This is a genomic window from Pelomonas sp. V22 (assembly GCF_030014915.1).
In the GTDB taxonomy this organism is placed as follows: Bacteria; Pseudomonadota; Gammaproteobacteria; order Burkholderiales; family Burkholderiaceae_C; genus JAUASW01.
Map to the genome: position 1 here is coordinate 1,642,879 of NZ_JAGIXS010000001.1, position 22,768 is coordinate 1,665,646.

Annotated in this window: 26 protein-coding genes; 22 read left to right on the forward strand and 4 right to left on the reverse strand. The window is 67.9% G+C overall.

Going from position 1 to position 22,768, the window contains the following annotated elements; genetic code table 11:
- Positions 1-35: 35 nt before the first annotated feature.
- Positions 36-1,250, reverse strand: a complete 1,215-nt coding sequence (locus tag J7U46_RS07390) for a substrate-binding domain-containing protein (RefSeq protein WP_282824295.1) — start codon at positions 1,248-1,250, stop codon at positions 36-38.
- A gap of 210 nt (positions 1,251-1,460) precedes the next feature.
- Between J7U46_RS07390 and J7U46_RS07395 the strand changes: the two genes are divergently transcribed.
- Positions 1,461-2,333 carry a hypothetical protein gene (locus J7U46_RS07395; protein WP_282824296.1) on the forward strand — a complete coding sequence of 291 codons (873 nt, stop codon included), beginning with the start codon at positions 1,461-1,463 and terminating at the stop codon, positions 2,331-2,333.
- 4 nt (positions 2,334-2,337) lie between these two features.
- On the opposite strand, the gene J7U46_RS07400 is transcribed toward J7U46_RS07395, so the two are convergent.
- A complete protein-coding gene (locus J7U46_RS07400; protein WP_282824298.1) occupies positions 2,338-3,783 on the reverse strand; it encodes a sigma 54-interacting transcriptional regulator in 1,446 nt (481 codons plus the stop codon).
- A 160-nt stretch (positions 3,784-3,943) separates the two neighbouring features.
- Here J7U46_RS07400 and J7U46_RS07405 point away from each other — a divergent pair, with 160 nt between their 5' ends.
- The 4 genes from J7U46_RS07405 to J7U46_RS07420 all read left to right on the forward strand — a co-directional run bounded on the left by J7U46_RS07405 (position 3,944) and on the right by J7U46_RS07420 (position 9,622).
- Positions 3,944-5,482 carry a methyl-accepting chemotaxis protein gene (locus tag J7U46_RS07405; protein WP_282824300.1) on the forward strand — a complete coding sequence of 513 codons (1,539 nt, stop codon included), beginning with the start codon at positions 3,944-3,946 and terminating at the stop codon, positions 5,480-5,482.
- Between the two features lie 40 nt (positions 5,483-5,522).
- Entirely contained in the window at positions 5,523-7,070 is a 1,548-nt protein-coding gene (locus J7U46_RS07410) for a malonyl-CoA synthase (protein WP_282824302.1), read from the forward strand.
- Positions 7,067-7,279, forward strand: coding sequence for a cysteine-rich CWC family protein (locus J7U46_RS07415; RefSeq protein ID WP_282824304.1), 213 nt, complete (start codon positions 7,067-7,069; stop codon positions 7,277-7,279). The genes J7U46_RS07410 and J7U46_RS07415 overlap by 4 nt, the downstream gene beginning before the upstream one ends.
- Before the next feature lie 90 nt (positions 7,280-7,369).
- Positions 7,370-9,622, forward strand: coding sequence for a diguanylate cyclase (locus J7U46_RS07420; RefSeq protein WP_282824306.1), 2,253 nt, complete (start codon positions 7,370-7,372; stop codon positions 9,620-9,622).
- On the opposite strand, the gene J7U46_RS07425 is transcribed toward J7U46_RS07420, so the two are convergent.
- Positions 9,600-10,094, reverse strand: coding sequence for a hypothetical protein (locus tag J7U46_RS07425; RefSeq protein WP_282824307.1), 495 nt, complete (start codon positions 10,092-10,094; stop codon positions 9,600-9,602). The two genes, J7U46_RS07420 and J7U46_RS07425, sit on opposite strands and share 23 nt — an antisense overlap.
- A gap of 109 nt (positions 10,095-10,203) precedes the next feature.
- Here J7U46_RS07425 and J7U46_RS07430 point away from each other — a divergent pair, with 109 nt between their 5' ends.
- From J7U46_RS07430 to J7U46_RS07510, 17 genes are all read left to right on the forward strand, one after another.
- Positions 10,204-10,992, forward strand: a complete 789-nt coding sequence (locus J7U46_RS07430) for a hypothetical protein (RefSeq protein WP_282824309.1) — start codon at positions 10,204-10,206, stop codon at positions 10,990-10,992.
- Positions 10,989-13,283 (forward strand): ATP-dependent DNA helicase, encoded by a 2,295-nt coding sequence (locus tag J7U46_RS07435; RefSeq protein ID WP_282824311.1) that lies wholly within the window; start codon positions 10,989-10,991, stop codon positions 13,281-13,283. The genes J7U46_RS07430 and J7U46_RS07435 overlap by 4 nt, the downstream gene beginning before the upstream one ends.
- Before the next feature lie 124 nt (positions 13,284-13,407).
- Positions 13,408-13,893 carry a hypothetical protein gene (locus tag J7U46_RS07440; RefSeq protein ID WP_282824313.1) on the forward strand — a complete coding sequence of 162 codons (486 nt, stop codon included), beginning with the start codon at positions 13,408-13,410 and terminating at the stop codon, positions 13,891-13,893.
- 256 nt (positions 13,894-14,149) lie between these two features.
- The gene (locus tag J7U46_RS07445) at positions 14,150-14,536 is read left to right on the forward strand and encodes a VOC family protein (protein WP_282824315.1); all 387 of its coding nucleotides are present in this window, start codon (positions 14,150-14,152) and stop codon (positions 14,534-14,536) included.
- A gap of 220 nt (positions 14,537-14,756) precedes the next feature.
- Complete coding sequence (locus tag J7U46_RS07450) at positions 14,757-15,347, forward strand: cold shock domain-containing protein (protein WP_282824316.1); 591 nt, start codon at positions 14,757-14,759, stop codon at positions 15,345-15,347.
- Between the two features lie 18 nt (positions 15,348-15,365).
- Positions 15,366-15,854: a hypothetical protein gene (locus J7U46_RS07455; RefSeq protein ID WP_282824318.1), complete on the forward strand. Its 489-nt coding sequence runs from the start codon at positions 15,366-15,368 to the stop codon at positions 15,852-15,854.
- Positions 15,855-15,928: 74 nt separating this feature from the next.
- A complete protein-coding gene (locus tag J7U46_RS07460) occupies positions 15,929-16,474 on the forward strand; it encodes a PH domain-containing protein (RefSeq protein WP_282824319.1) in 546 nt (181 codons plus the stop codon).
- A gap of 39 nt (positions 16,475-16,513) precedes the next feature.
- Positions 16,514-16,873 (forward strand): GFA family protein, encoded by a 360-nt coding sequence (locus J7U46_RS07465; protein ID WP_282824320.1) that lies wholly within the window; start codon positions 16,514-16,516, stop codon positions 16,871-16,873.
- Positions 16,874-17,011: 138 nt separating this feature from the next.
- Positions 17,012-17,488 (forward strand): hypothetical protein, encoded by a 477-nt coding sequence (locus tag J7U46_RS07470; protein WP_282824322.1) that lies wholly within the window; start codon positions 17,012-17,014, stop codon positions 17,486-17,488.
- A gap of 77 nt (positions 17,489-17,565) precedes the next feature.
- On the forward strand, positions 17,566-17,856 hold the full coding sequence (locus J7U46_RS07475; protein ID WP_282824324.1) for a hypothetical protein: 291 nt from the start codon (positions 17,566-17,568) through the stop codon (positions 17,854-17,856).
- 155 nt (positions 17,857-18,011) lie between these two features.
- On the forward strand, positions 18,012-18,404 hold the full coding sequence (locus J7U46_RS07480) for a VOC family protein (protein ID WP_282824326.1): 393 nt from the start codon (positions 18,012-18,014) through the stop codon (positions 18,402-18,404).
- Positions 18,405-18,431: 27 nt separating this feature from the next.
- The gene (locus J7U46_RS07485; protein ID WP_282824328.1) at positions 18,432-18,686 is read left to right on the forward strand and encodes a DUF1272 domain-containing protein; all 255 of its coding nucleotides are present in this window, start codon (positions 18,432-18,434) and stop codon (positions 18,684-18,686) included.
- A 64-nt stretch (positions 18,687-18,750) separates the two neighbouring features.
- Entirely contained in the window at positions 18,751-19,185 is a 435-nt protein-coding gene (locus J7U46_RS07490; RefSeq protein WP_282824329.1) for a hypothetical protein, read from the forward strand.
- 116 nt (positions 19,186-19,301) lie between these two features.
- Complete coding sequence (locus tag J7U46_RS07495) at positions 19,302-19,988, forward strand: hypothetical protein (RefSeq protein WP_282824330.1); 687 nt, start codon at positions 19,302-19,304, stop codon at positions 19,986-19,988.
- 47 nt (positions 19,989-20,035) lie between these two features.
- Positions 20,036-20,455 carry a PACE efflux transporter gene (locus J7U46_RS07500; protein ID WP_282824332.1) on the forward strand — a complete coding sequence of 140 codons (420 nt, stop codon included), beginning with the start codon at positions 20,036-20,038 and terminating at the stop codon, positions 20,453-20,455.
- Positions 20,456-20,473: 18 nt separating this feature from the next.
- The gene (locus tag J7U46_RS07505) at positions 20,474-21,817 is read left to right on the forward strand and encodes a S41 family peptidase (protein ID WP_282824334.1); all 1,344 of its coding nucleotides are present in this window, start codon (positions 20,474-20,476) and stop codon (positions 21,815-21,817) included.
- Positions 21,814-22,128, forward strand: a complete 315-nt coding sequence (locus J7U46_RS07510; protein WP_282824336.1) for a DUF1330 domain-containing protein — start codon at positions 21,814-21,816, stop codon at positions 22,126-22,128. Before J7U46_RS07505 ends, J7U46_RS07510 begins: the two co-directional genes overlap by 4 nt.
- Here J7U46_RS07510 and J7U46_RS07515 read toward each other — a convergent pair.
- A complete protein-coding gene (locus tag J7U46_RS07515; protein ID WP_282824338.1) occupies positions 22,113-22,709 on the reverse strand; it encodes a hypothetical protein in 597 nt (198 codons plus the stop codon). The two genes, J7U46_RS07510 and J7U46_RS07515, sit on opposite strands and share 16 nt — an antisense overlap.
- Positions 22,710-22,768 lie beyond the last annotated feature (59 nt).

Sequence of the window (22,768 nt, forward strand, 5' to 3'; positions counted from 1 at the left end):
CGGCGATGAAGCGTGGAGATCCGGGGCCGGGCGCCTCAGCGCTTGTTCTTGATCGGCACGTTCATGTCTTCGGGCTTGATCTCGCGCACCAGCTCCGGCACGCCCCAGGCGAAGGCCGGGTCGACCTTGATGCGGAAGTGGTACATCGACTGCATCGCCTGGTGGTCTTCGGCACGGAAGGTCATCTTGCCCTTCGGGGTCTCGAAGCTCATGCCTTCCATGGTCTTGATCAGCTTGTTGGTGGCGGTATCGCCATTGGTCTTCTTCAGCGCCTCGACGATGGCGATGGCGGCCGACATGCCGCCGGCGGTGAAGAAGTCCGGCGGCTGCTTGAACTGCTTGTAGTGGTTGGCCACCAGCCATTCATTGACCGGGTTCTTGGGAATGCCGAAGTAGTAGTAGGTCGCGCCTTCGAGGCCCGGGAACTGCTTGTAGGCCACCATGGCCGGCAGGATGTTGCCGCCGCTGCCGACGCGGATGCCGAAGCGCTTGTCCAGGTCCATCGCAGCCAGCGCATTGAAGGGGTTGGTGGCGCCGGCCCAGACCACGGCGATGAACTTGTTGTTCTTGCCCGGCTTGTCCTTCAGCGCCTCGACCGCGCGCAGGATGCCGGCGGTGAAGTCGGTCGTGGCCGGCGGCAGGTATTCCTCGTGGACGATCTTGGTCTTCTTCAGCTGGTCCTTGAAGGCCTTCACGCCGTCGCGGCCGAAGGCGTAGTCCTGCGCGATGGTGGCGATGACGACGCCCTCATGGTCCGAGGCCACGGCGTTGGAGATCGCGTCCTGGCTGGAGCTGCGGCCGGTGCGGAAGATGTACTTGTTCCACTTCTCGCCGGTGATGGCGTCGGCCACGGCAGGCTCGACCAGGAGGATCTTCTTGAATTCCTCGGCCACCGGCAGCATGGCCAGGGCCACGCCCGAGCTGCTCGGGCCCACGGCCAGGTCGGCCTTGTCGTCGCCATAGGCGGCGGCCAGCAGGCTCTTGCCCACGTCGGGCTTGCCCTGGTCGTCCTTCTCGATCACGACGATCTTCTTGCCCCCCACCGTCATGGTGCCGCCGGTGGCGTAGTCCAGGCCCATCATCAGGCCGACTTGGGTCTGCTTGCCATAGGCTTCCAGCGGGCCGGTCTTGCTGTAGACGTGGGCGATGCGGATTTCGTTCTTGGCCTGGGCGGCGGCAAGGCCGGTGGCCAGCGCGAGCGTGGCGGACAGCAACAGCAGCGCGCAACGGCGCGGCGCGGGGAAGCTCATGGCGATGTCTCCTTTGTGGTCACGACCTGGTGCGTCCGGTCGCTGTGCCCATTCTGTTGCAAGCGCTGTGCCAGGCCGGGCAGGCCCGATTTCCCTAGGGCGAGGAACGGACGTATACCCTCACTGTCCGGGATTCAGGCAATCCTCATGACCGCCGCTGTCTGCCATCCAGGCACTGCACAATCGCCTCCGCCCCACAAGGAGACAGACATGCAAGTCAACAAGATGGTCGCCATCCTGCTGCTGGGCGGCCTGCTGGGCAGTGCCCCGGCCCAGGCCGCCTCCGATTCGCTGGCCCAGTTCGACTACCAGGCCGCCAAGGCGCCGGTGAACCAGGCGGTCCACTACATCAAGTCCAACCTCGATGGCACGAAGCGGCTGGTGCTTTCGCTGTACTTCGGAGCGCCGCTGCAGGTGGAGGCGCTCAAGGTGGAAGCCGACGGCCGCTACGTCGCCTGGGTGCTGGCCAAGCTGGACCCGCAGACGCTGACCGAAAGCTGGATGGAGTCCTACAACCAGCTCGAGGGCCATGTGCCACGGCTGCAGATGAGCCTGCAATCGGACCCCGGCCAGCGCCGCCTGATTGCCGACGTGGCTGGCACGCAGATGCCGGTCAAGGTGAGTCACCTGCCCGCCCACCTCTACAACTTCGACCTCAGCGGCCTGAACGCCACCCTGCCCTACCTGAAGAACCGCCGCGCCGATTTCGAGGTCGGCATCGTCGACCCCGACTTCGGCTTCCTGAAAACCCGCTTCAAGCCCGGCGCCGGCCTGCTCGAAGGCGGTTTCGTCGACAAGGGCAAGGCCCGCTTCCGCTACCTGAAGGACGAAGTGCTGGACGAGGTTCCGACGCACCGCTACGAGGTGAGCGGCCCGGCCTTCGGCAACGTGGCCGGCAGCTTGTGGATCAATGGCAAGGACGGCCTGATCGAGCGCTTCGAACACGCCCTGCCGGACAACCCGGACTGGCAGAGCTTCAAGCTGGAGCGCATTGGCGCGCAGGCCATGAGCAAGGCAGCGTGGGAGGCGTTCAAGAGTGCGACGGTGCAGCGGGCGGCGGGCTTGCAGGACAGCCCGCCTTGAAAGCTCAAAGCCCGTAGATCGCCAGCTTGTCGTACAGCGCCGCGCGCGAGATCTGCAGGAGCTTGGCGGCGGCCAGCTTGTTGCCGTGCGTGTGGGCCAGGGCCGCCGAAATGGCCTGGCGCTCCAGCGCGGCGATCTGCTCGGGCAAGGGGCGCAGCGAGGGCGGCTCGGCTGCGGCGGTGGCGACGCTCGCAGCGGCCGTGGCCGGCAGCTCCGGCAGCAGGCCCTTGAAATGCTCGGCGCGCAGGTGCAGCTCGTCGCTCATCATGCTGGCCTGCTCCAGCGCATTGCGCAGCTCACGGATATTGCCGGGCCAGGGCTGGCGCGCCAGCAGCTCCAGCGCGTCGGGCTCCAGCGTGCGCACTGGCAGGCCGCTGCGGCGGGCAATGTCCTCGCCCAGCGCATCGGCCAGGGCCTCGATGTCGCCGGCACGTTCGCGCAGCGCCGGCAGGCGGATCGGCAACACGTTGAGTCGGTAGTAGAGGTCGGCACGGAACTCGCCGCGCACCATCATCGCGGCCAGGTCGCGGCTGGTGGCGGCGATCACACGCACATCGACGCGGCGCACCTTGTTCGAGCCCAGCGGCTCGAACTCCTGCTCCTGCAGCACGCGCAGCAGCTTGCTCTGCAGCGCGAGCGGCATGTCGCCAATCTCATCGAGGAACAGCGTGCCGCCGTCGGCAATGGCGAACTTGCCGTCGCGGCCCTTGCGGTCAGCGCCGGTGTAGGCACCCGGCGCCACGCCGAACAGCTCGGCTTCCAGCAGCGTGTCCGGAATCGCCGCGATGTTGATGCCCACCAGGGCCTTGGCCGCGCGCGGCGACGCGGCGTGGATGGCGTGGGCCAGCAACTCCTTGCCGGTGCCGGTCTCGCCGAGCAGCAGCACGGTCGAGTCGGTCATGGCAACGCGGCGCGCATGGCGCTTGACCTCCAGCGCCGCCGGGCTTGAGCCGATGAAGCTCGCGATCTGGTGCTTGGGCCGGCGCTGCGCGGCCAGTTGGCGGCGGGCTTCATCCAGCTCTTCCTGCAGGCGCGAGAACTTCTGCAGCAAGGGCTGCAAGGCGGTCTGCTGGGTGTCGAGCAGGATGATGCCGAGGGCGCCGATCACCGCGCCAGCCTCGTCGCGCAGCGGCAGGCGGCTGACGACGAAGGTGCCCGAGAGATTGGTGATCACGTCCACGAGGATGGGCCGGCCGCTCTCGATCACCTGGGCCATCAGCGTGTTGGGCACCACGTCCTCGATGCGGCGGCCGACGAAGTCGTGCTCGTCCTCGAAGCCGAGGCGCGGCAGGGCCTTCTTGTAGCCCTCGCTGATCCACACGATGCGGTGCTCGCGGTTCACGAGGATCATGCCCTGCGAGGCGTCGGCCATCAGCTCGAACATCGATTGCGCGGCCAGGCGCATCACGCCATCGGCGTCGGCGGGCAAGGCTGGCGACTTCAGATTCATGCGGGCGGGCCCCTATCCAAGACTGCTGGAGGCGCGATTATGGGCGCGGCGGATTTGCGCCATCGCCGCCAGGCGCACGGCCTCTCGTATCGCCCTTGGTTTTGTCGGCTTGCCAAGTGTCAAGGCGAGAGTGATAGTCGGCTCACAACAGGAGACAGCGATGAAGAACTTGATGCTTGCCACGCGCCTGCGCCTGGCCGTGGTGTTCGTGCTGCTGGCCTTCGTGCTGGTGATCATGCTGCTGAGTTCGCGCAGCTCGGACAGCCTGCTCTCCGTGAAGATGCTGACCACGGTGGAGCAGATCAAGGCCGCCGAGAAGATCGCGCAGAGCTATCTGGACAAGAGCAAGTCCGGCGCCATGAGCGAAACCGAGGTCAAGGCCGCAGCGGCGGCCGAGATCGGCAAGATCCGCTACTCGGGCAACGAGTACATCTGGATCAACGACATGCACCCGACCATGGTGATGCACCCGATCAAGCCCGAGCTCAATGGCAAGGACCTGACCGAGAACAAGGACCCCAAGGGCAAGCAGCTGTTCGTCGAGTTCGTCAAGACGGTCAAGGCCAGTGGCTCGGGCTACGTGGACTACCTCTGGCCCAAGCCCGGCGCCACCGACCCCGAACCCAAGCGCAGCTTCGTGCAGGGCTTTGCGCCCTGGGGCTGGGTGCTGGGTTCGGGCGTCTATGTGGACGACGTGGCCGCCGTGGCCCGCAAGGACGCGATGGTCACCATGGTGCTGGTGGCCGTGGTCGGCTTGGCAGGCTTGATCGGCGTGGAACTGCTGGTGCGCAGCCTGCGCAGCCGGCTCGGCGCCATGCGCGAGGTGATGCACGCGGTGGCTGCTGGCGACCTGCGCGCCCGCATCGAGGTGGGCGTGGCCGACGAGATCGGCCTGGTGCTGCGCGAGGTCGAGGGCATGCAGACCCGCCTGACCGAGCTGGTGCGGGGTATCCGCGAGGCTACCTCCTCGATCGGCCATGCCAGCAGCGAGGTGGCGGTGGGCAGCCAGGACCTCTCGGCCCGCACCGAGCAGGCGGCGGCCAACCTGGAGCAGACGGCCGCCTCGATGCAGGAGCTGGTGCAGCAGGTCAAGCATTCGGCCCAGGCCGCGCAGCAGACCAATGCGCTGGCCGACCAGGCCGCCGGCCAGGCCCGCCATGGCGCCACCGTGATGGGCGAGGTGGTGACCACCATGGAAGGCATCTCGGTGGCCAGCCGCAAGATCTCGGACATCATTTCCGTGATCGACGGCGTGGCCTTCCAGACCAATATCCTCGCGCTGAATGCGGCGGTCGAGGCGGCGCGGGCCGGCGAGCAGGGGCGCGGCTTCGCGGTCGTGGCGGCCGAGGTGCGCAGCCTGGCCCAGCGCTCGGCCCAGGCGGCCAAGGAGATCAAGAGCCTGATCATGGACTCGGTCGAGCGCGTCAATGCCGGCACCCAGCAGGTGGGCCGTGGCGGCGCCTCGATGAACGACATCCTCGGCGCCGTGCAGCGCGTCAGCACCACGGTCAACGAGATCAGCGAGGCGAGCGTGGGCCAGTCCGACGGCATCGCCCAGGTCAACCAGGCCGTGGCCAACCTGGACGACATGACGCAGCAGAACGCCGCGCTGGTGGAGCAGACCGCAGCGGCGGCCGAGTCGCTGAAGGGCCAGGCGGCCATGCTGGGCGAGCTGGTCTCGGTGTTCAAGCTCGCTTGACCGGCAGGCCCGGGCGTCGAGGCGAGCCACAATCCGGGTCATGCCCGACCGCCAAGACGCCAACGCCAATCTCTTCGCCGCCCTGCGCGCCGCCTTCCCGGCCGACCTCGACGCCTGCGCCATCGAAGGCGCGGATGGCGAGCAGCTGAGCTACAGCTGGCGCGACCTGGACCGCGGCACGGCCATGCTGGCCAATCTGCTGGCCTCGCTGGAGCTGGAACCCGGCAGCCGCATCGCGGTGCAGACGGAGAAGAGCGTCGAGGCGCTGATGCTGTATCTGGCCGTGCTGCGCGCCGGCTACGTCTACCTGCCGCTGAACAACGCCTACCAGTCGGCCGAGCTCGAGTACTTCATCCAGGACGCGGCGCCCGCCGTCTTCGTCTGCGCCGGCCCGCATTTCGGCTGGGTCAGCAAGCTCGCCTTCCAGGCCGGCACCCGTTATGTGTTCACACTGAACGAGGACCGCACGGGCACGCTGCTGGACCGCGCCGCCCACCACGGCGACCAGCACCAGATCGCCGCGCGTGCCGAGGGCGACCTGGCCGCCATCCTCTACACCAGCGGCACGACCGGGCGCAGCAAGGGCGCGATGCTTTCGCATGGCAACCTGCTGTCGAATGCCCGCATGCTGAAGGACTACTGGGACTGGAAGAGCGGCGACGTGCTGATCCATGCACTGCCGATCTTCCATGTGCACGGCCTCTTCGTCGCCTCGCACGGCGCACTGCTGAACGGCAGCCGCATGATCTGGTTCAGCAAGTTCGAGCCGCGCGCGGTGATACGCCGCCTCTCGGACGCCACCGTCTTCATGGGCGTTCCCACGCTCTACACCCGCATGCTGGCCGAACCCACCTTGACCGACGAGGCGGCCGGCACGATGCGGCTCTTCATCAGCGGTTCGGCGCCGCTCCTGATCGAGACCTGGCGCGACTGGCAGCAGCGCACCGGCCACCTGATCCTGGAGCGCTACGGCATGAGCGAGACGCTGATGCTCACCTCCAACCCCTGCCGCCGCGCTGACGGCCCGCGCAAGGGCGGCACCGTGGGCCCGGCCCTGCCCGGCGTGCAGCTGCGCATCCAGGACGACGCCGGCCAGCCCTGCGCCACCGGCGAGATCGGCCACATCCAGGTGCGCGGCCCCAATGTCTTCTCGGGCTACTGGCAGATGCCGGAAAAGACCAAGGAAGAATTCACTGCAGACGGCTGGTTCAAGACCGGGGATGTGGGCCAGCAGGATGCCGAGGGCTACGTCAGCATCGTCGGGCGCAGCAAGGACCTGATCATCAGCGGCGGCTTCAACGTCTACCCGGCCGAGATCGAGGGCTTTCTGAACGAGCTGCCCGGCGTGGCCGAATCGGCCGTGATCGGCGTGCCGCATCCGGACTTCGGCGAGGCCGTGGTGGCCGTGCTCGTCGCCAAGCCCGGCGCAAAACTGCAGCCGACGGAGATGATGGCTGCGATGAAGGGCCGCATTGCCGGTTTCAAGGTGCCGAAACTCATGCTGCTCGCCGCCGAGCTGCCGCGCAACAGCATGGGCAAGGTGCAGAAGAAACTGCTGCGCGAGCAGCATGCGAAAGCATTCACGTGAATGAATCCACCGCCATCAACGCTGCCTGCCCGCGCTGCCAGCAGCCCTTCCACTGTGGCGCCAGCGACGCGCGCTGCGACTGTTTCGACATGAAACTGGACGACGCCATGCGCCAGCAGCTGGCCGCCCACTACAGCGGCTGCCTCTGCCTGGCCTGTCTGCGCGAGTTGAAGCAGCAGGTCCTCGAAGCCCCGTCAGGCAAGACCTGACACCTTGCTCACAATTTCGCCGGCCTGCGGTGCTTGTGGCGCCGCTGCGGCGCTTGCACAATGGGTCGGCCCAGCCCAAGCCTGCCCCCCATGACCGACGCGGCGCCCCATCCCGGCCAATCGCCCCTGCGCGAGCGCTTGCTCGAGCTCGGCCCCATCGCAGCGCTCGGCCTCGTGCTCGCCATGCTGTGGGCCTTCGTTTCCTGGTTCGCCTGGCTCTACCGCGACGAATTGCGCCGTGACCATGAGCGCGACCTGAGCGCGCTGGCCAACACAGCGGCCTCCCAAACCGAAGAGGTGCTGCGCGATGCCGAGATCAGCCTGCGCACCGTGGACCTGTGGCTGCGCACCCGCGACACTGCGCGTCCGCTCGACGATACGGCGCTGGTGCAGATGGTCGAGACCCTGCACACCTCGACCCGCTCGATGATCGAGGTGGTCCTCAGCGACGCGCAGGGCTGGCTCTATCGCATTCCGAGCCCGAGTGGGCAAGCCTTCCACCAGCTCAAGGACCAGCCCTTCGTCGAACTGCTGGCTCAGGCAGACAGCGAAGGCTTTCAGCTCGGACGGGCGTTTCGCATCAACGAGGACAGCCCGCTGCGCCTGCCACTGGCCATGCGGCTCAGCAAGCCGCGCGCCGACCTGCGCATGGTGGTGGTGCTGGTCAACCTGGACCGGCTGCAACAGCTGCAAGGCCTCTACGTGCGCGGCACCGAGGCCAGCGTGGCCATGTTCAGCCGGGACGGCACGGTGCTCAGCCGGGTGCCTGCGGTGCCGGGCTACGTGGGTACCCGCGTGTACGAGTCACGGCCAGATCTGCGCCAGGCGCTGTCCAGCGAGTCGGGCGTCTTCCACACCGAACGGAGCCCGGCCGACGGGCAGCCCCGGGATGCCGCCTTCGAGACCCTCACCGATTTCGGCATCAAACTGATCCTGGCCGAAGCCGAGAGCAAGGCCCTCAAGAAGCACCGCACACAACGCTCAGCCGTGCTCGGACTCGCGGCCGTGCTGAGCCTCGCCGCCATGCTGACCACCATGGTGCTGGTGCGCCAGCACCGGGCACTGCGCGAGCGCGATGCCGAACTGCAGGCCACCAGCGATGCCTCACCGCTCGGGCTGTTCCGGGTTGATGCCACTGGGCGCGTCGTCTGGGCGAACGAGACCTACCTGCGCCTGCACGGCATGACGGCCGCCGAAGCTGAATGGGGGTGGATGCAGCTGATGCCCGAGAGCGAGCGCGAGGCGGCCAAGGAGCGCTGGAAACGTGCCTGCGATGAGGGCACCCCCCTGGACATGGTCCGCACCATCCGGCGCCGCGACGGTACCGAGCTGCTGGTGGCCTTGCGCACCGCTCCCCTGAGGGTCAATGGCAAGTTTGTGGGCCAGGCCGGCACGGTGGCTGACATCACGGCCCAGTTGGGGGCCCAGCGCGAACGCCTGCGCAATGAGGCCATCCTGCGCGCCATTGCCCGCACGGCGCCGGTGATGATCGCGGTGCTCGACACGGCGCAGCGATTCATCTACTTCAACCAGCGCTACGGCGAGCACTTCGGCACCGACATCGCGACCTGGCGCGGCCGCCCTCTTCGCGAGCTGATCGGGGATGAGCAATACCAGCTCAGCCGGCCCGCCATCGAGGCCGCCCTGGCCGGTGGGCAAAAGCTCATCGAGAAGGCCTACGAAGACCGGCCCGAGCTGATGATCCTGGACGTGCACTACTCGCCGCTGCGGCTGGACGACGGCGAGATCGCCGGCGCCATCTGCATTGCCCGCGACGTGACGGCCGCACGCCAGGAAGAGGCCCGACTGCGCCATGCCTCGCAGACCGACCCGCTGACCCAGCTGCTCAACCGCAACGGCTTCCACCTCGCGGCCGGCGAGAAGCTAGCCATCGCGCGCGAGCACAACCACCTGCTGGCCCTGCTCTACCTGGACCTGGATCATTTCAAGCCGGTCAACGATCAGTACGGCCACCCCATGGGCGACGCGCTGCTGCGGGCCGTGGCCGGCCGCATCCGCCATGCCGTGCGCCCGAACGACCTGGCGGCCCGCCTCGGTGGCGACGAGTTCGCCGTGCTGCTGAGTTCCTTGCATGGGACCGAGGACGCAGAGCTGGTGGCAAGCAAGCTGGTGCAGGCGCTGTCCACGCCCTTCATGATCGAGCATCACGAACTGCGCATTGGCTGCAGCGTGGGCTTTTGCGTCGCCTGGGGCAGCGAAGCCGACCTGGAGGCCCTGGTGGCCCAGGCCGACGCGAGGCTCTACGAGGCCAAGCGTGGCGGGCGCGGCACCTGGCGGGGCGGCGTGCTGGACAGCCCGCTCAGTGGGCCAGCACCTGCTTGACGCGCAGCAGCGTCAGCTGCAGAACCCGGGCATCGGTGCTGGCGCGGTGGCGCTGCAGGCGCAACTCCTCGCGCACCTCGGCCAGCGTGTCGTGCCAGCGCGCGGCCTCGTCTTCACTCAAGAGGCTGCGCAGGTCGGCCAGCTTGAAGCGCGGCACCAGGCCCGCCACATCGAACAGGCGTGAGAGCCAGGGGTAGTCGTGGGCCCAGGCGTCGCAGTAGACGGTCTGGCCGGCCAGGCGCTGATTGATCTCGGCCGCCACCCACTCGACCGCGCGGCCGTGCTGGAGCAGCGTCTCTCGGCTGATGCCATGCAGGGCCTCGGCGCTGTCGTCCCAGTGCTGCCATTCCGGCAGCGGCTTGATCAGCGAGCAGAAGAGGCCGCCATCGGGGGCCACGAAACCGATCTCGATCGGATAGCTGCCACGGCCGAAGCCCGAGGCTTCGACATCAAGAATGGCAGGCGGCGTCATGCGGGCGGTGGCTTGAAGTTGTGAGCGAGTGTACGCAGGGCCTCGGAGGCGGCAAGCCACGCAAACACGGGGCCGGCAGCGAATCACTGTATTTATACTCAGTACTCCCATGGCCACCATCGCCCTCACCCGCTCGCACCGCACGCGCCTGATGAACCTCTGGCGCTCGGCCGGCTGGCCCTGCAAGGACGGCGTCGAGATCGACCTGCTCGCCGCTGGTCTCGTGCGCCAACAGGACGACGAGCAGGGCCGCGAACAGCTGCGGCTGACCGAGGCCGGCATCGCCTGGCTGGCCGAGGCGCGGCAGCAGGGCCAGCGCGCCCTGAGCAAGCACGACAGGCTGGCGCTGCGCTTTGCCGAGCAGCTGATGGGCGGCGGCCGCATCGTCTGGCGCGAGCTTTCGCTGCGGGCCATGGTGGATCCCGAGGCCACCGTGCTGCGGGCCGAGGAGCGCGCACCGCTGTGGCCCGAGGAACCCATGCCCGAAGCTGCCGCGCCACATGCTTGGCGCCTGGCCCGGCCCGATCTGTTCTCGGTGCGCAATACCAGTGTCGAGGCCTATCTGCAGCCGCAGGTCCACGAGGTCAAGGCGAGCCGCGCCGACCTGCTGTCCGACCTCCGCCATGCGGCCAAGCGACAGGCCTACGAATGGCTGAGCAGCGAGAGCTACTACCTGTTCCCGGCCGGCATTGCCGAGCCCGAGGAGATCCCCGAGCCCTATGGCGTGTGGGTGCTGCATGGCGACCTGGACAGCGGCCGCTTCGAGCAGCTGCGGCCCGCCCACCACCAATCGCGCCAGCTGCCCTTCGCCGTCTGGCTGGCCCTGGCCAAGGCCACGCCGCTGCCGCGCTTTGATGACGAAAGCCCGCAGGCGCCGCTGAACGAGGCGCTACCGTGACATACAGAGTGGCGGTGCGCGAGCTCTGCGAGTTCAGCGCCAAGGCCGGCGACCTGGACCTGCGCTTCACGCCCGCACCATCGGCCCTCGAGGGCGTCGAAGGACATGCCACGGTGGCATCGCGCCGGAGCGCCGATTACGAGCGCGAAGTCAGCCTCAGCGGCCGCTACGAGGAGCTGCTGGTGCGCGGCCGCGCCGATGGCTTCGATGCCACGCGTGGCCGGCTCGAGGAGGTCAAGACCCACAAGGGCCGGCTCGAGCGCCAGCCCGCCACGCACCGCGCCCTGCACTGGGCCCAGCTGCGCATCTATGGCGCGCTGCTCTGCGCCGAGCGCGGTCTGGCCGGGCTGGAGCTGGCCCTGGTCTATTTCAACGTCGGCAGCGAACAGGAGACGGTGTTCACCGAGCACTGCACGGCGGCCGAGCTGCAGGCTTTCTTCGATGAGCACTGCAGCCGTTTCCTGGCCTGGGCACGGCACGAACTGGCGCATCGCGCGGCGCGTGATGACGAGTTGCAGGCCCTCGGCTTCCCGCACGGCGAGTTCCGCGCCGGCCAGCGGGTGCTGGCCACGGCCGTCTACAACGCGGCGCGCAGCGGTCGCTGCCTGCTGGCGCAAGCGCCCACCGGTATCGGCAAGACGCTGGGCACTTTGTTCCCGCTGCTGAAGGCCGCACCGGCGCAGCAGCTCGACAAGCTCTTCTTCCTTGCCGCCAAGACCTCGGGCCGCCAACTCGCACTCGACGCGCTGCGCCAGTTGCCGGCGCCGGGCCTGCGTGTGCTCGAGCTGGTGGCGCGTGACAAGGCCTGCGAGCATCCCGACAAGGCCTGCCACGGCGAGAGCTGCCCGCTGGCGCAAGGCTTCTACGACCGCCTGCCCGCCGCCCGCGCCGCTGCCGTCTCCCAGGCAGCGCCGCTGGACCAGGCCCGCGTGCGCGAGCTAGCGCGCGAGCATGCGGTCTGCCCCTACTACTTGAGCCAGGAGCTGGCGCGCTGGGCCGACGTGGTGGTCGGCGACTACAACTACTTCTTCGACGGCAGCGCCCTGCTGTACGCGCTCACGCAGGCCAACGACTGGCGCGTGGGCCTGCTGGTGGATGAGGCCCACAACCTCGTTGATCGAGGCCGCTCCATGTACAGCGCCGAGCTGCATCCCGACAGCCTGGCCGAAGCCCGCCGCTCCGCCACCGCGCGCAAGAATGGCGCCATCAAGCGCGCGCTCGACAAGCTGCGCAAGACCTGGCAGGGCCTCAAGAGCGAGGCCGATTACCGCGTCTGCGCCGAGCCGCCGGCCGATTGGGTGGAGTCCTTGATCACCGCCAATGGCGCCATCAGCGAGCACCTGGCCGAACACCCGGCCGAGCCGCCCGATGCCGCGCTGCAGGGCTTTTATCTGGAGGCGCTGCAGTTCCTGCGCCTGCTCGAATCGCTGGACGCCTCACATTCCATCATCGACCTCAGCCGCAATACGGCGCCCGCGCCACTGACGCGAGGCAAGGACGCGGCCTGGCGCCAGGACTGCCCGGTCGTCTGCCTGCGCAACATCGTCCCGGCGCCGCATCTGCAGCCGCGCCTCGCCGCCGCCCACACCAGCAGCCTGTTTTCCGCCACGCTGCAACCGGCCCAGTGCTATGCCGACCTGCTGGGTCTGCCCGAGACCCATGGCCGGGTCGATGTGGAATCGCCGTTCCGCGCCGAGCAGCTGCAGGTGCAGATCGCCCGCGAGGTCTCGACCCGCTGGCGCGACCGCGCCGCCTCGCTGGACCGCATCGCCGACCGCATCGCCGCGCAGTACGGCACACGCCCGGGCAACTACCTCGCCTTCTTCAGCAGCTACGACTACCTGCAGCAGGTGGCCGAACGCGTGGCCGAGCGCCACCCCGCCCTGCCCCAATGGCGCCAGCAGCGCCGCATGGGTGAGCCCGAGCAGAAGGCCTTTCTCGCCCGCTTCACGGCCGAAAGCCAGGGCGTGGCCTTTGCCGTGCTCGGTGGCGCTTTCGCCGAAGGCATAGACCTGCCCGGCCAGCGCCTGATCGGCGCCTTCATCGCCACGCTGGGCCTGCCCCAGGTCAACCCGGTGATGGAGCAGTTCAAGGAGCGCATGGAAGAGCGCTTCGGCCAAGGCCTAGGCTACGACTACGCCTATCTGGTGCCCGGCTTGCAGAAGGTGGTTCAGGCCGCCGGCCGGGTGATACGCACGACCGAAGACGCGGGCGTGGTGCACCTGATGGACGACAGGTTTGGCCGCGCCGAGGTGCGCGCGCTGCTACCGGCCTGGTGGGCGTTGGGCTGAATGACCGGGGAAACCCTGGCTTCCGTACCACTTAGCAAGAATTTGCGTAGAAACACGTTGGCAGGGCCTTGGGAGCTTGACTACGATGTTGCGCACCTCACCAACCAACCAGGGAGCTACGCAAATGCAAAAAGTCATTCGTCTCGCTTTGCTCGCGCTGTGCAGCACGCTCGGTGCCTGCGCCACCCACGTGCATGTGGCCTATCTGTCCGACCCCCCGGGGGCTGCCGTCTATCAAGGCGGCCAGCTCCTTGGCAATGCCCCCGTCACGGTGCCCTATCAGCTGACCGACGCCGACCGCAAGAATGGCTACAAGATCATCGACCCGGTGTCGGTGAAGTGGGAGAGTGGCGCCGAAGCCAGCATCCCCGGCCTCAATGCCAACCTGATGCAGGTGGACCAGACCCAGCAGTACGTCTTTCTGCGTCCGAATGTCCCGGGCCTCGAGACCGACCTGAAGAAGGCCGAGTCGCTTCAGAAGGAAGCTGTGCTGCTGCGCAACCGCACTGCCCAAGCCATGGTCAAGACGCAGGAAGCCAACAAGCCGAAGACCGAACGCGACTGCCGGCTGGTGCCCATGGAAAAGGGCCCGGCAGTCCTGTCCTGCTGACCGAGCCGAGGGCCGCAGGGCACACCGCTGCGGCCCGCCAGCAGCACCGCCAACGCAAAGACCGATCATTTGCGTGGTGGGCTGTCAGAGCGCATCAGTTCGAAACCGCCTTGGCACCCGCATCGCCAGGAAGTCTGAGCCGCATCCGCCCGCTCCCTCAGCTGCGCGACTGCCTTTGAGACCGTCTTGAAGCAACGGATCAAGTCCGGTTGAGTGCAGGCCAGCTACAGCCTGCCCAGGCACCTGGAGACTCCCCTTGTTCTCACACATCGTCACCGGCGTTGCAGACTTCGAGCGTGCGCTGCGCTTCTATGGCGCAGTTCTGGACACACTGGGGATACAGCAGCGCTTTGTCGACAGGAGCCGCCCCTGGGCAGGATGGCAGTCTTCCCCGGAACCCCGGCCACTCTTCGTGATCGCGGCGCCTTTCAACAGAGAGCCTCACCAGGCGGGCAATGGTCAGATGCTTGCCTTCCTCGCAAGCACCCGGGAGCAGGTCGACCGAGCTCATGCAGCAGCCCTGCTGAATGGCGGTTCGGACGAAGGCGCTCCGGGGCTGCGGCCTGAGTACCACGCCCACTACTACGGCGCCTATTTCCGGGATCCCGAGGGCAACAAGGTCTGCGTGGTTTGCCATGGCTGATCTCCGGCCGCTTTGCAGTACCGGACGACCGCTCGTTCAAGGCGCACGGCCCACGATCATCAGCCTTGATTTCAAGACCTCATGCCGACGCCTTGTCCCACCCCCCGGAGCAACGCCCCCATGCATTCAAGCCCGATGATCGAGCAGGCCCTCACCAACAGGATTGACGCCTGCCTGCAGCTGCCGGCGCCAAAGAACCAGCGCTCAGCGAGGCCCTGACATGCGCTACTCCGGCACCCTGCGCACCTGGCACGATGAGCGCGGCTTCGGTTTCATTGCACCAACGCACGGCGGTGCCGAGCTCTTCGTGCACATCAGCGCCCTGCCCCGCGATGGCACACGGCCGACGGCAGGGGAAAAGATCAGCTATGAACTGGGTCGCGGCAAGGACGGGCGCCCGCAGGCGCTGAAGGTGCAGCGCGAGGTGGTGGGCTCGCCCGCCCGCAACCGGGCCATGCACAAGACGCCTGACGAGCCGCGGCGTGGTGGGTCGCTGCTCCTCAAGGGCCTTGCCCTGTGCACCTTGCTGGCGACACTGGCCTACGGCCTGAACCACTACCGACAGCAGCCGCCTGCTGCACCGCTGGCGGCATCCACGGCCGCAGACCTCGCACCACCACCGGCCGCAACGGCATCGGCTCCTGCGTCGGACCGCTCGCTGCTGTGCGATGGCCGCAAGCACTGCAGCCAGATGACCTCATGCACCGAGGCCAAGTACTTCCTGAGGAACTGCCCCGGCACGCAGATGGATGGCAACAACGACGGCGTGCCTTGCGAGCAGCAGTGGTGCACCAGCCCCTTCGCCAAATAGCCCGTTGAAATCAGCAATATGCGCCGTCGAACCGCCTCCTGCCTGCTCGCCCTAGCCTGGGTGCCCATCGGTGCAGCCGCCGGTTCCAATGGGGCGGACGACGACAAGGCCTCTCGCTTCGCCGAACGGTCAGTGCAGCTTGCCCTGAACTTCCGCCAGGGTGATCTGCAGAGCCTGCGCGATGCCGAACCGTTGTTCACGCCCGAGGGCTGGGCCGACTTCATGCGGCGCCTGAACGGATGGCTGGATGCCGGCGGCGCGCCAGTTTTCAGCTCCAGCTTCACGGCCTCGGGACCACCCATCTTGACGACGAACAGCGTTTCGGGCGGGATCAGCTTCACCGTGCCAGGCGTGCTGCGCCACGAAAGCCGCCAGCCGCAAGGCGGCAAATCCGCAACGTCGTACCGCGCGGAGATCGACGTGCAGCTGACGGCTGAGCCGTTCAAGGTGGCGCAGTTGTCGCAGCGCACCTGCGGCGGCGCGGTCACAGTGGCTCGCTGCCGCTGAGTGATGCGTCCCGTTGCCGGCCAGCGGCAGCAACTGAGTGGATACTCCTGCCTCCTTCAGTTGGAGCGCGCCCGATGACCCAAGCCACCGACCCCCTGCAGGCCAGGTTCAATACGCTGATCCGGCCCTACCTGGTGATCTACGTGGGCTCGATCATGATGATCACCTTGATCCTGCTGCCGCTGGCCGTGCTGTGGTTCTGCGGCCTGGGGCAATGGTGGGCCCGGCACTACTACGACAAGCTGGAGTGCGAGCTCGGCGCCACGGCGCTGCGCTTTCGCAAGGGAATCCTGTTCCAGGTCGAGAAGACCATTCCTCTGGAGAACATCCAGGACATCACCTTCATCGAAGGTCCGCTGCTCAAGCAGTTCCACCTGAGCATCCTGAAGTTCGAGACCGCCGGCCAGGCCGCCGGGCAGGCTCACGACATGCGGCTGATAGGCGTGATCGATGCGCACGAACTGCGTGCGCAGATCCTCAGCCGCCGCGAGGCGCTGAAGAACAGCCGATCCCGGGAGACACCAGCGGCCAACGCTACAGACGACGAGATGCGGCAACTGCTGCGCGCCATCCTCGGCCGCCTGGACGAAATCGCCGCTCAGGGCCGTCAGGCAAGCTGACGGTCCATTCGCTGAAAACCCTCGGGACCTACCCTCATCATGCTCGAAGCCTCATGCCATTGCGGCGCCGTTCGTCTCGTTGTTCAAGAAGCCCCCGAGTTCCTGGTTGACTGCAACTGCTCCATCTGCCGCCGCAACGCCGCGCTGTGGGCCTTCTACGACCTGAGCACGGTGCAGCAGAGCGGCCATCCGGAGAACACCGTCGCCTACGTCTGGGGTGAGCGCTCGATCCGCACCCTGCACTGCAAGACCTGCGGCTGCACCACGCATTGGGAAGCGCTGGACAGCGCCCGCAGCACGCGGGTCGGCCTCAACGCCCGGAACTTCGAACCGGCCGTGCTGCAAGGCATCCGGGTGCGCAGGTTCGATGGAGCGGATACCTGGGCCTACATCGACTGAAGACGGCCGGCTGCCTCCGGGATCCGTCCAGGCATTTCCTTCTTCAACTGCTCTGCTGTTTTGTCAAAAACTTGGCAGATGACGCGCTTTATCGTGGTTATCTTCGAAATATGATCCGGGCCAACCAAGGGAGAGATCATGAATAGAAATCGCGTCCTGCTGGTTCTTGCTCTGATGCCCAATGCGGCGCAGGCGGCACTCAACTGCTTCACCGTCTACGGCCCAGACAACGCCGTGGTCTATCGATCCAGGGAATCGCCGATTGATCTCTCCAGGCCCATCTCTGCGGCAATGGACGAGAAGTTCCCCGGCAGCCACATGGTCTGGACCAGGGACGATGAACCTTGCAGGGAAGTCGATGCGCTGAGCGCGCTGTCACGGGCGATTCAGGGCGATAGGCTGTATCGCTCGAGCGGCTCGGCGCTGTTCACCGCTGCGCCAGAAGCTCGCTCCGGCGACCTGAGGCCCGCCTCCCAACTGCTCGTGCCGGCCAACCGCGTCCGCACGTCTGCATCCGCCAGTCACGAGGGTGACGAGGGCGCCGATGCCAAGGCAAGCGGAGCCGTCGCTACGGGCCACACCCGGGCTTCCGCCAGGCCGAGCGGCGCTCGCTGAAGCGGTCGCGGGCCGCGCCGACGGCGGTGGGAAGAGATGGCATGATGCAGCGCATCTGAGCTCCACCGCCCCAGACCGTGAAGATCACCCCCACCATCATCACCGCCGCCTTGGCCGGCCTGTTCTCCGCCCTTGCCTGGCCCTGGCTGTGGGCCAGCTACGGCGGCGCCTCGGGAGGCACGGTGGAGTTGGTGGTCGGCACGCTGCTGCTGATCGGCCTGCCGGCACATCTGTTCGTCGTCGGACTCAAGCCGGCCGACCAGGCGCCGGGTTCGCGCAGCATCGACAAGCCGCTGCTGTTGCGCATCGCCGCCTGGCTGGCGGCAGCCCTTGTCGCCTCCATGCTGGCCGGCTCCCTGCGCGGCTAGGGGGCACAGCGCCTGCCAACCGCATCTTTGATTAAAGCAATGCAGACCTCGGCACTGCGATCATGCATGGTGCAGCAGGTGCTGGCAGGCTGCTCATGCAACGCCATCGGGCGCGTCAGCTGCGTTGCTGAACCAGGACGACAGGACTTCAAGACATGATCCCTTCCGCCCTGCCACCACCCTGCGCCGTCCTCTTCGTCGCCAACGTCCAGCGCCTGGCGCGGTTCTACCGCGAGCTGGCTGCGATGGGGGTCGTGCATGAAGACGAAGATCATGTGGTGCTCGAGATCGCCGGCCTGCAGTTGGTGATCCATGCCCTGCGCGGTGCGCCAGAGCCGGTGGCCGACGTGGCGCCGAAGGTCCGCGAGGACAGCTACTGGAAGCTGTGCCTGCCTGTGGCCAGCATCGCGGCGGGTCGAGCCATCGCCGCCAGCCTGGGCGGCCACATCGCGCCGCCGTCGCGAGAGTGGGAAGCGCGCGGCTTCCGGGCCTGCGACGGCCATGATCCCGAAAGCAATGTGATCCAGCTGCGCGAGCTCGCGGCCTGAACATCCTCACTGGAAAACGAGGCACCCATGCTGCAACTGCGCCCCTCCTGCGAATGCTGCGACGTCGACCTGCCACCGGGCAGTGCCGAGGCACGCATCTGCTCCTTCGAATGCACCTTCTGTGCGATTTGCGCCGACACGAAGCTGGCTGGCATCTGCCCCAATTGCGGCGGCGAGCTGGTGGCCCGGCCGCGTCGGCCTGCAGCCAAGCTGGCCGTCAACCCGGCCTCGACCACCCGCGTTCACAAGCCCCAGGGCTGCAGCCCCGGCCCGCAGCCCTGATCGCGTTGTTTCACTGATCGCCTGATCAACCCATTCCACAACAGCACCGAAAGAGGGAGTCCCCATGAACATCGCCAAGCCCCTGACCACTGCCCTGAGCACCGCCCTGCTGCTCGCCTGTTGCTCGCTGGCACAAGCCCAGACCGCACCGGCCAGCGCCGAGGCGGCCACCAAGCCGGCCGCCAATATTGCCCGGGAGAGCAGCCTGCAGGTCGAGGCCGAGATTGCCGACGCGGGCCAGAAGAGCAGCCTCAAGGCCCGCATCGCCGCGCCCGGTGGCATCGGCTTCACCGAAGGTGCGCGCCACTACCGCATCAGCGTGAATCCGCTCGACGGCAACAGCTACCGTGTCGACTACCTTGCCATGCCACAGCACGGGGCTGGCGGCGAGAAGCAACTGGTCGGAACGACCGAGGGCACGCTGATCGCCGAGATCGGCAAGAAGGCCCAGGTCGAGATCAGCAATGGCTTCAAGCTGAGCCTGACCTTGAGCCGCTGATTTTTTTCAAGCCCGACACGGGGTGGAGACGGGGCTGACACACGCCGGCCCCAGCATTGCTTCTTCACCCGTTCCTGCTTCCGCCTGAGCTCGCCCAGCGCCCGACCTGCTCCCCCGTGAACCGTTCCGAGATCGAGGGCCGCTGGCCGAACCAGCGCGCCGGCCGGCGCTGGCCGCTGCTGGCCTTGCTGGCGGCCGCCCACATCGCCCTGCTGGGGCTGCTCGGCTCGCAGTTGCAAGCCCAGCGCCAGGCCCAGGCCGAGAAAGTGCGGCCGCTGTGGGCCAGCCTGACGCTGTGGCTGCGCCCACCTCCCAGCAAGGCGCCGGACAAGCCCGCGCAGGCCGCCGTCGTGCGGCCACGCTCCGAGCCACCGCTCGCCGTGCCGCCCGGCGCCGCGCAAGACCTGACCCCCACCAGCGCTACCGCGGCGCCAGCTCCCACGAGCCCTGCAACCGAAACCACCGCAACTGCCACCGGCCCCGCCCCAGCGGCCGCCACCACCGAAGCGGGTGGCACGCGCGCGCCGTTGCGCATCACCCTGCCCAAGGCCGGCAAGCCGGGCGAGTTCACGCCCTTCCACAACCCGGCCCTGCGCGATCCGCGTAGCAACACCAGGATCCGTCTGACCCTGGAAGAAAAGATGGGCATTGCCCTTGGCAGCATGGAATGCGTCCTCGAGGAGCGCCAGCCGGATGGCACGATCTGGCGCGGCGGCGGGCGCTTGATCTCGGTGCCCACGGCGATAGCTGCCACGGGCGCAGCCGGGTCATCCGGCGCCAGCGTCCAGCTGTGCGTGCGCTGAGCGGCTAGCATCGGCGGCTCGTCCACCCGTCTGCCCCTCGCTGTCCCATGAGTCCCCGCCGCCGCCGCATCGTCCAGGCCCTGCTCTACGAATTCATCGCCATCGCCGTCGTCGGCCCGGTGCTGGCCCTGGTGTATGGCCACAGCCTGGGATCGAGCCTCAGCCTCGCGGCCGTGATGTCCAGCGTGGCCCTGGCCTGGAACTACGCCTTCAATGCGCTGTTCGAGCGCTGGGAGGCACGCCAGGCCACGCGCGGCCGCTCGCTGGGCCGGCGCATTGCCCATGGCATAGGCTTCGAGGGCGGCCTCGTGTTCTGGCTGGTGCCGGTGATGGCCTGGTGGCTGTCCATCGGCTGGTGGGAAGCCCTGCTGGCCGACCTCGCCCTCCTGCTGTTCTTCATGGTCTACACGGTGCTGTTCACCTGGGCCTTCGACCGACTCTTCGGCCTGCCCGATTCGGCGCGCTGAAACACGCGACTCACGAAGATGAAACTTGCCCGACTGCTTGCTCCCATCGCCCTCGCCACGCTGCTGGCCGGCTGCGCCACGCCCGCCCAGCAGCGCGCCCCCTATGTGCCGACCACGCTGAGTGCGGCCGACCGCCAGGCCGCCTTCGATCAGGTCTGGAAGACGATTGCCGAGGACTATGTGGATGGCAACCACAACGGCGTCGACTGGAAGAGCGTCGGCGAGCGCTACCGGCCCCGCGCGCTGGCGGCCAAGGACGACGAAGCCTTCTGGCGCGAGCTGAACCTGATGGTCGGCGAGATGAAGGACGCCCACACCTCGGTGCGCTCGCCCCTGGAGGTCAACGGCAAGGCCACGCAGCGCGGCTGGCACGGGCTCACGCTGGCCCGCGTTGACGGCCAGCTGATCGTCAAGGGCGTGGCCGCCAACAGCCAGGCCCAACTGCTCGGCGTGCGGCCCGGCATGAAGCTCGTGCAGATCGATGGTGAAGCGGCCGAGGCCTGGTGGCAGCGCACAGCCACCGAGGTGCGCGGCAGCTCGACCGAGAAATCCAATTTCTCGCTGGTGCAGCAGGCCTTCAATGCGCGGCCGGTCGACAGCCTGATGCGCCTGCGCTTCGAGACCGGGGGCGCGCCGCTGGAGCTCACGCTCAGGCAGGACCCGCTGCAGCCCTTTGGCATCCGCGCCCATTGGCTGGATTCGGGCCTCGGCTATCTGCGCTTTGCCGGCTTCAACCCGGGCCTGGAGCAAGGGCTGGAGACCAGCCTCGTGCGCCTGGCGGGCAGCAAGGGCCTGGTGCTGGACCTGCGCGAGAACGGCGGCGGCTCGCTCAAGCTGACCCTGCAATTGCTGGGCTGGCTCTTGCCGCCGGGCAAGGCCGGCGAGGTGTTCACGCGCGACAACCGCCGGCTCTCCGCCCTGTTCGGCCTCTTGGACGTGACGCCCACGCTGGAGATCAAGCCACAGGAAAAACGCCTCGGCGTGCCCCTGGCCGTGCTGATCGACGAGCGCAGCGCCAGCGCGGCCGAGTTGATGGCCGGCGTGCTGCAGGACCAGGGCCGTGCCCGCGTGTTCGGCGAGGCGAGCTGCGGCTGCCTGCTGATGGTGCGCGGCCCGGGGCAATCGCTGCCGGGCGGCGGTCGCCTGGTGTTCAGCGAGGCCGACATGCGCATCGGCAAGGGCAAGCGCATCGAGGGCATAGGCGTGCAGCCGGACGAGCCGGTGCTACCCGCCACGGCCGCCCTGCTCGCCGGCCGCGATCTGGCCCTGGAGGCCGCGCAAGCCTGGCTGCTGAAGCAGGCCGACATCACGAGCACGAACACGGCTCCCACCAACATCACCAGCAAGGCAGGCCAGCCATGAGTGAGAACAAGGGCTACTGGATCGCCCGCGTGGACGTCAGCGATCCCGAGCAATACAAGGCCTATGTGGCCGCCAATGCCAAGCCCTTCGCCGCCTACGGCGCGCGCTTTCTGGTGCGCGGCGGCAGCTTCGAGAACCCCGAGGGCAGCCATCGCAGCCGCAACGTGGTGATCGAGTTCCCCAGCTACCAGGCCGCGCTCGACTGCTGGCACAGCGCCGACTACCAGGCCGCCATCCGGCTGCGCGCGCCGGTCTCGGTGATCGACCTGGTGATCATCGAAGGCTACGGCGGGCCTCAGCCGGGCGGCTGAGCCGCGTCGCCGGCCTCGAACAGCTCGATTGCCGCCTGCGCCACCTGGCGCGTGTCGTACCAGGCGTAGGCGCCCACGCCGGCCGCGCCCACCAGCGGCAACCAGCGCGCCATGCTGCTTCCGAGTGCACGCTGGCTCAGCTTCAGGCCGATGGCGCCGGCCAGCCGCTTGAGCGCGCCGGCCGCCAGGGGCTGCACGATCAGGCGCTCCCCCACGCGCACGGCCAGGTCGCGCAGGCCTTGCGCCGCCGTGTGGCGGAACAGGCAATAGAGCATCTGTGTCCGGTCAAGCTCGTGGGTGCGGCCGTACACGGCAGCGATGTCGGCGACGAGCTGCGCCTGAATGCGCCAGACGCTCATCATTTCAGGTAGCAAGGTCATCCAGCCGAGCGGCCCGGGCGGCAGCGACAGGCTGCCCGCCGCCAGCGCGGCACGGCGCGCCGCCTGTTCGGTCAAGCGGCGCGCGGCCGCCTGCGGCTGCACCGCACGCGGCTGATTCGAGGCCGGCGGCTCGGCCACCACGCGCTGCAGCGCCTCACCGAGCGCCAGACTCAGCGGTCGATCATCCTCGGCCTGTGCCATGCCCTTCCTCCCCCTTCGGCTCGTCCATGGGCTGGCGCTAACCCTGCGGTCCCGGCCAG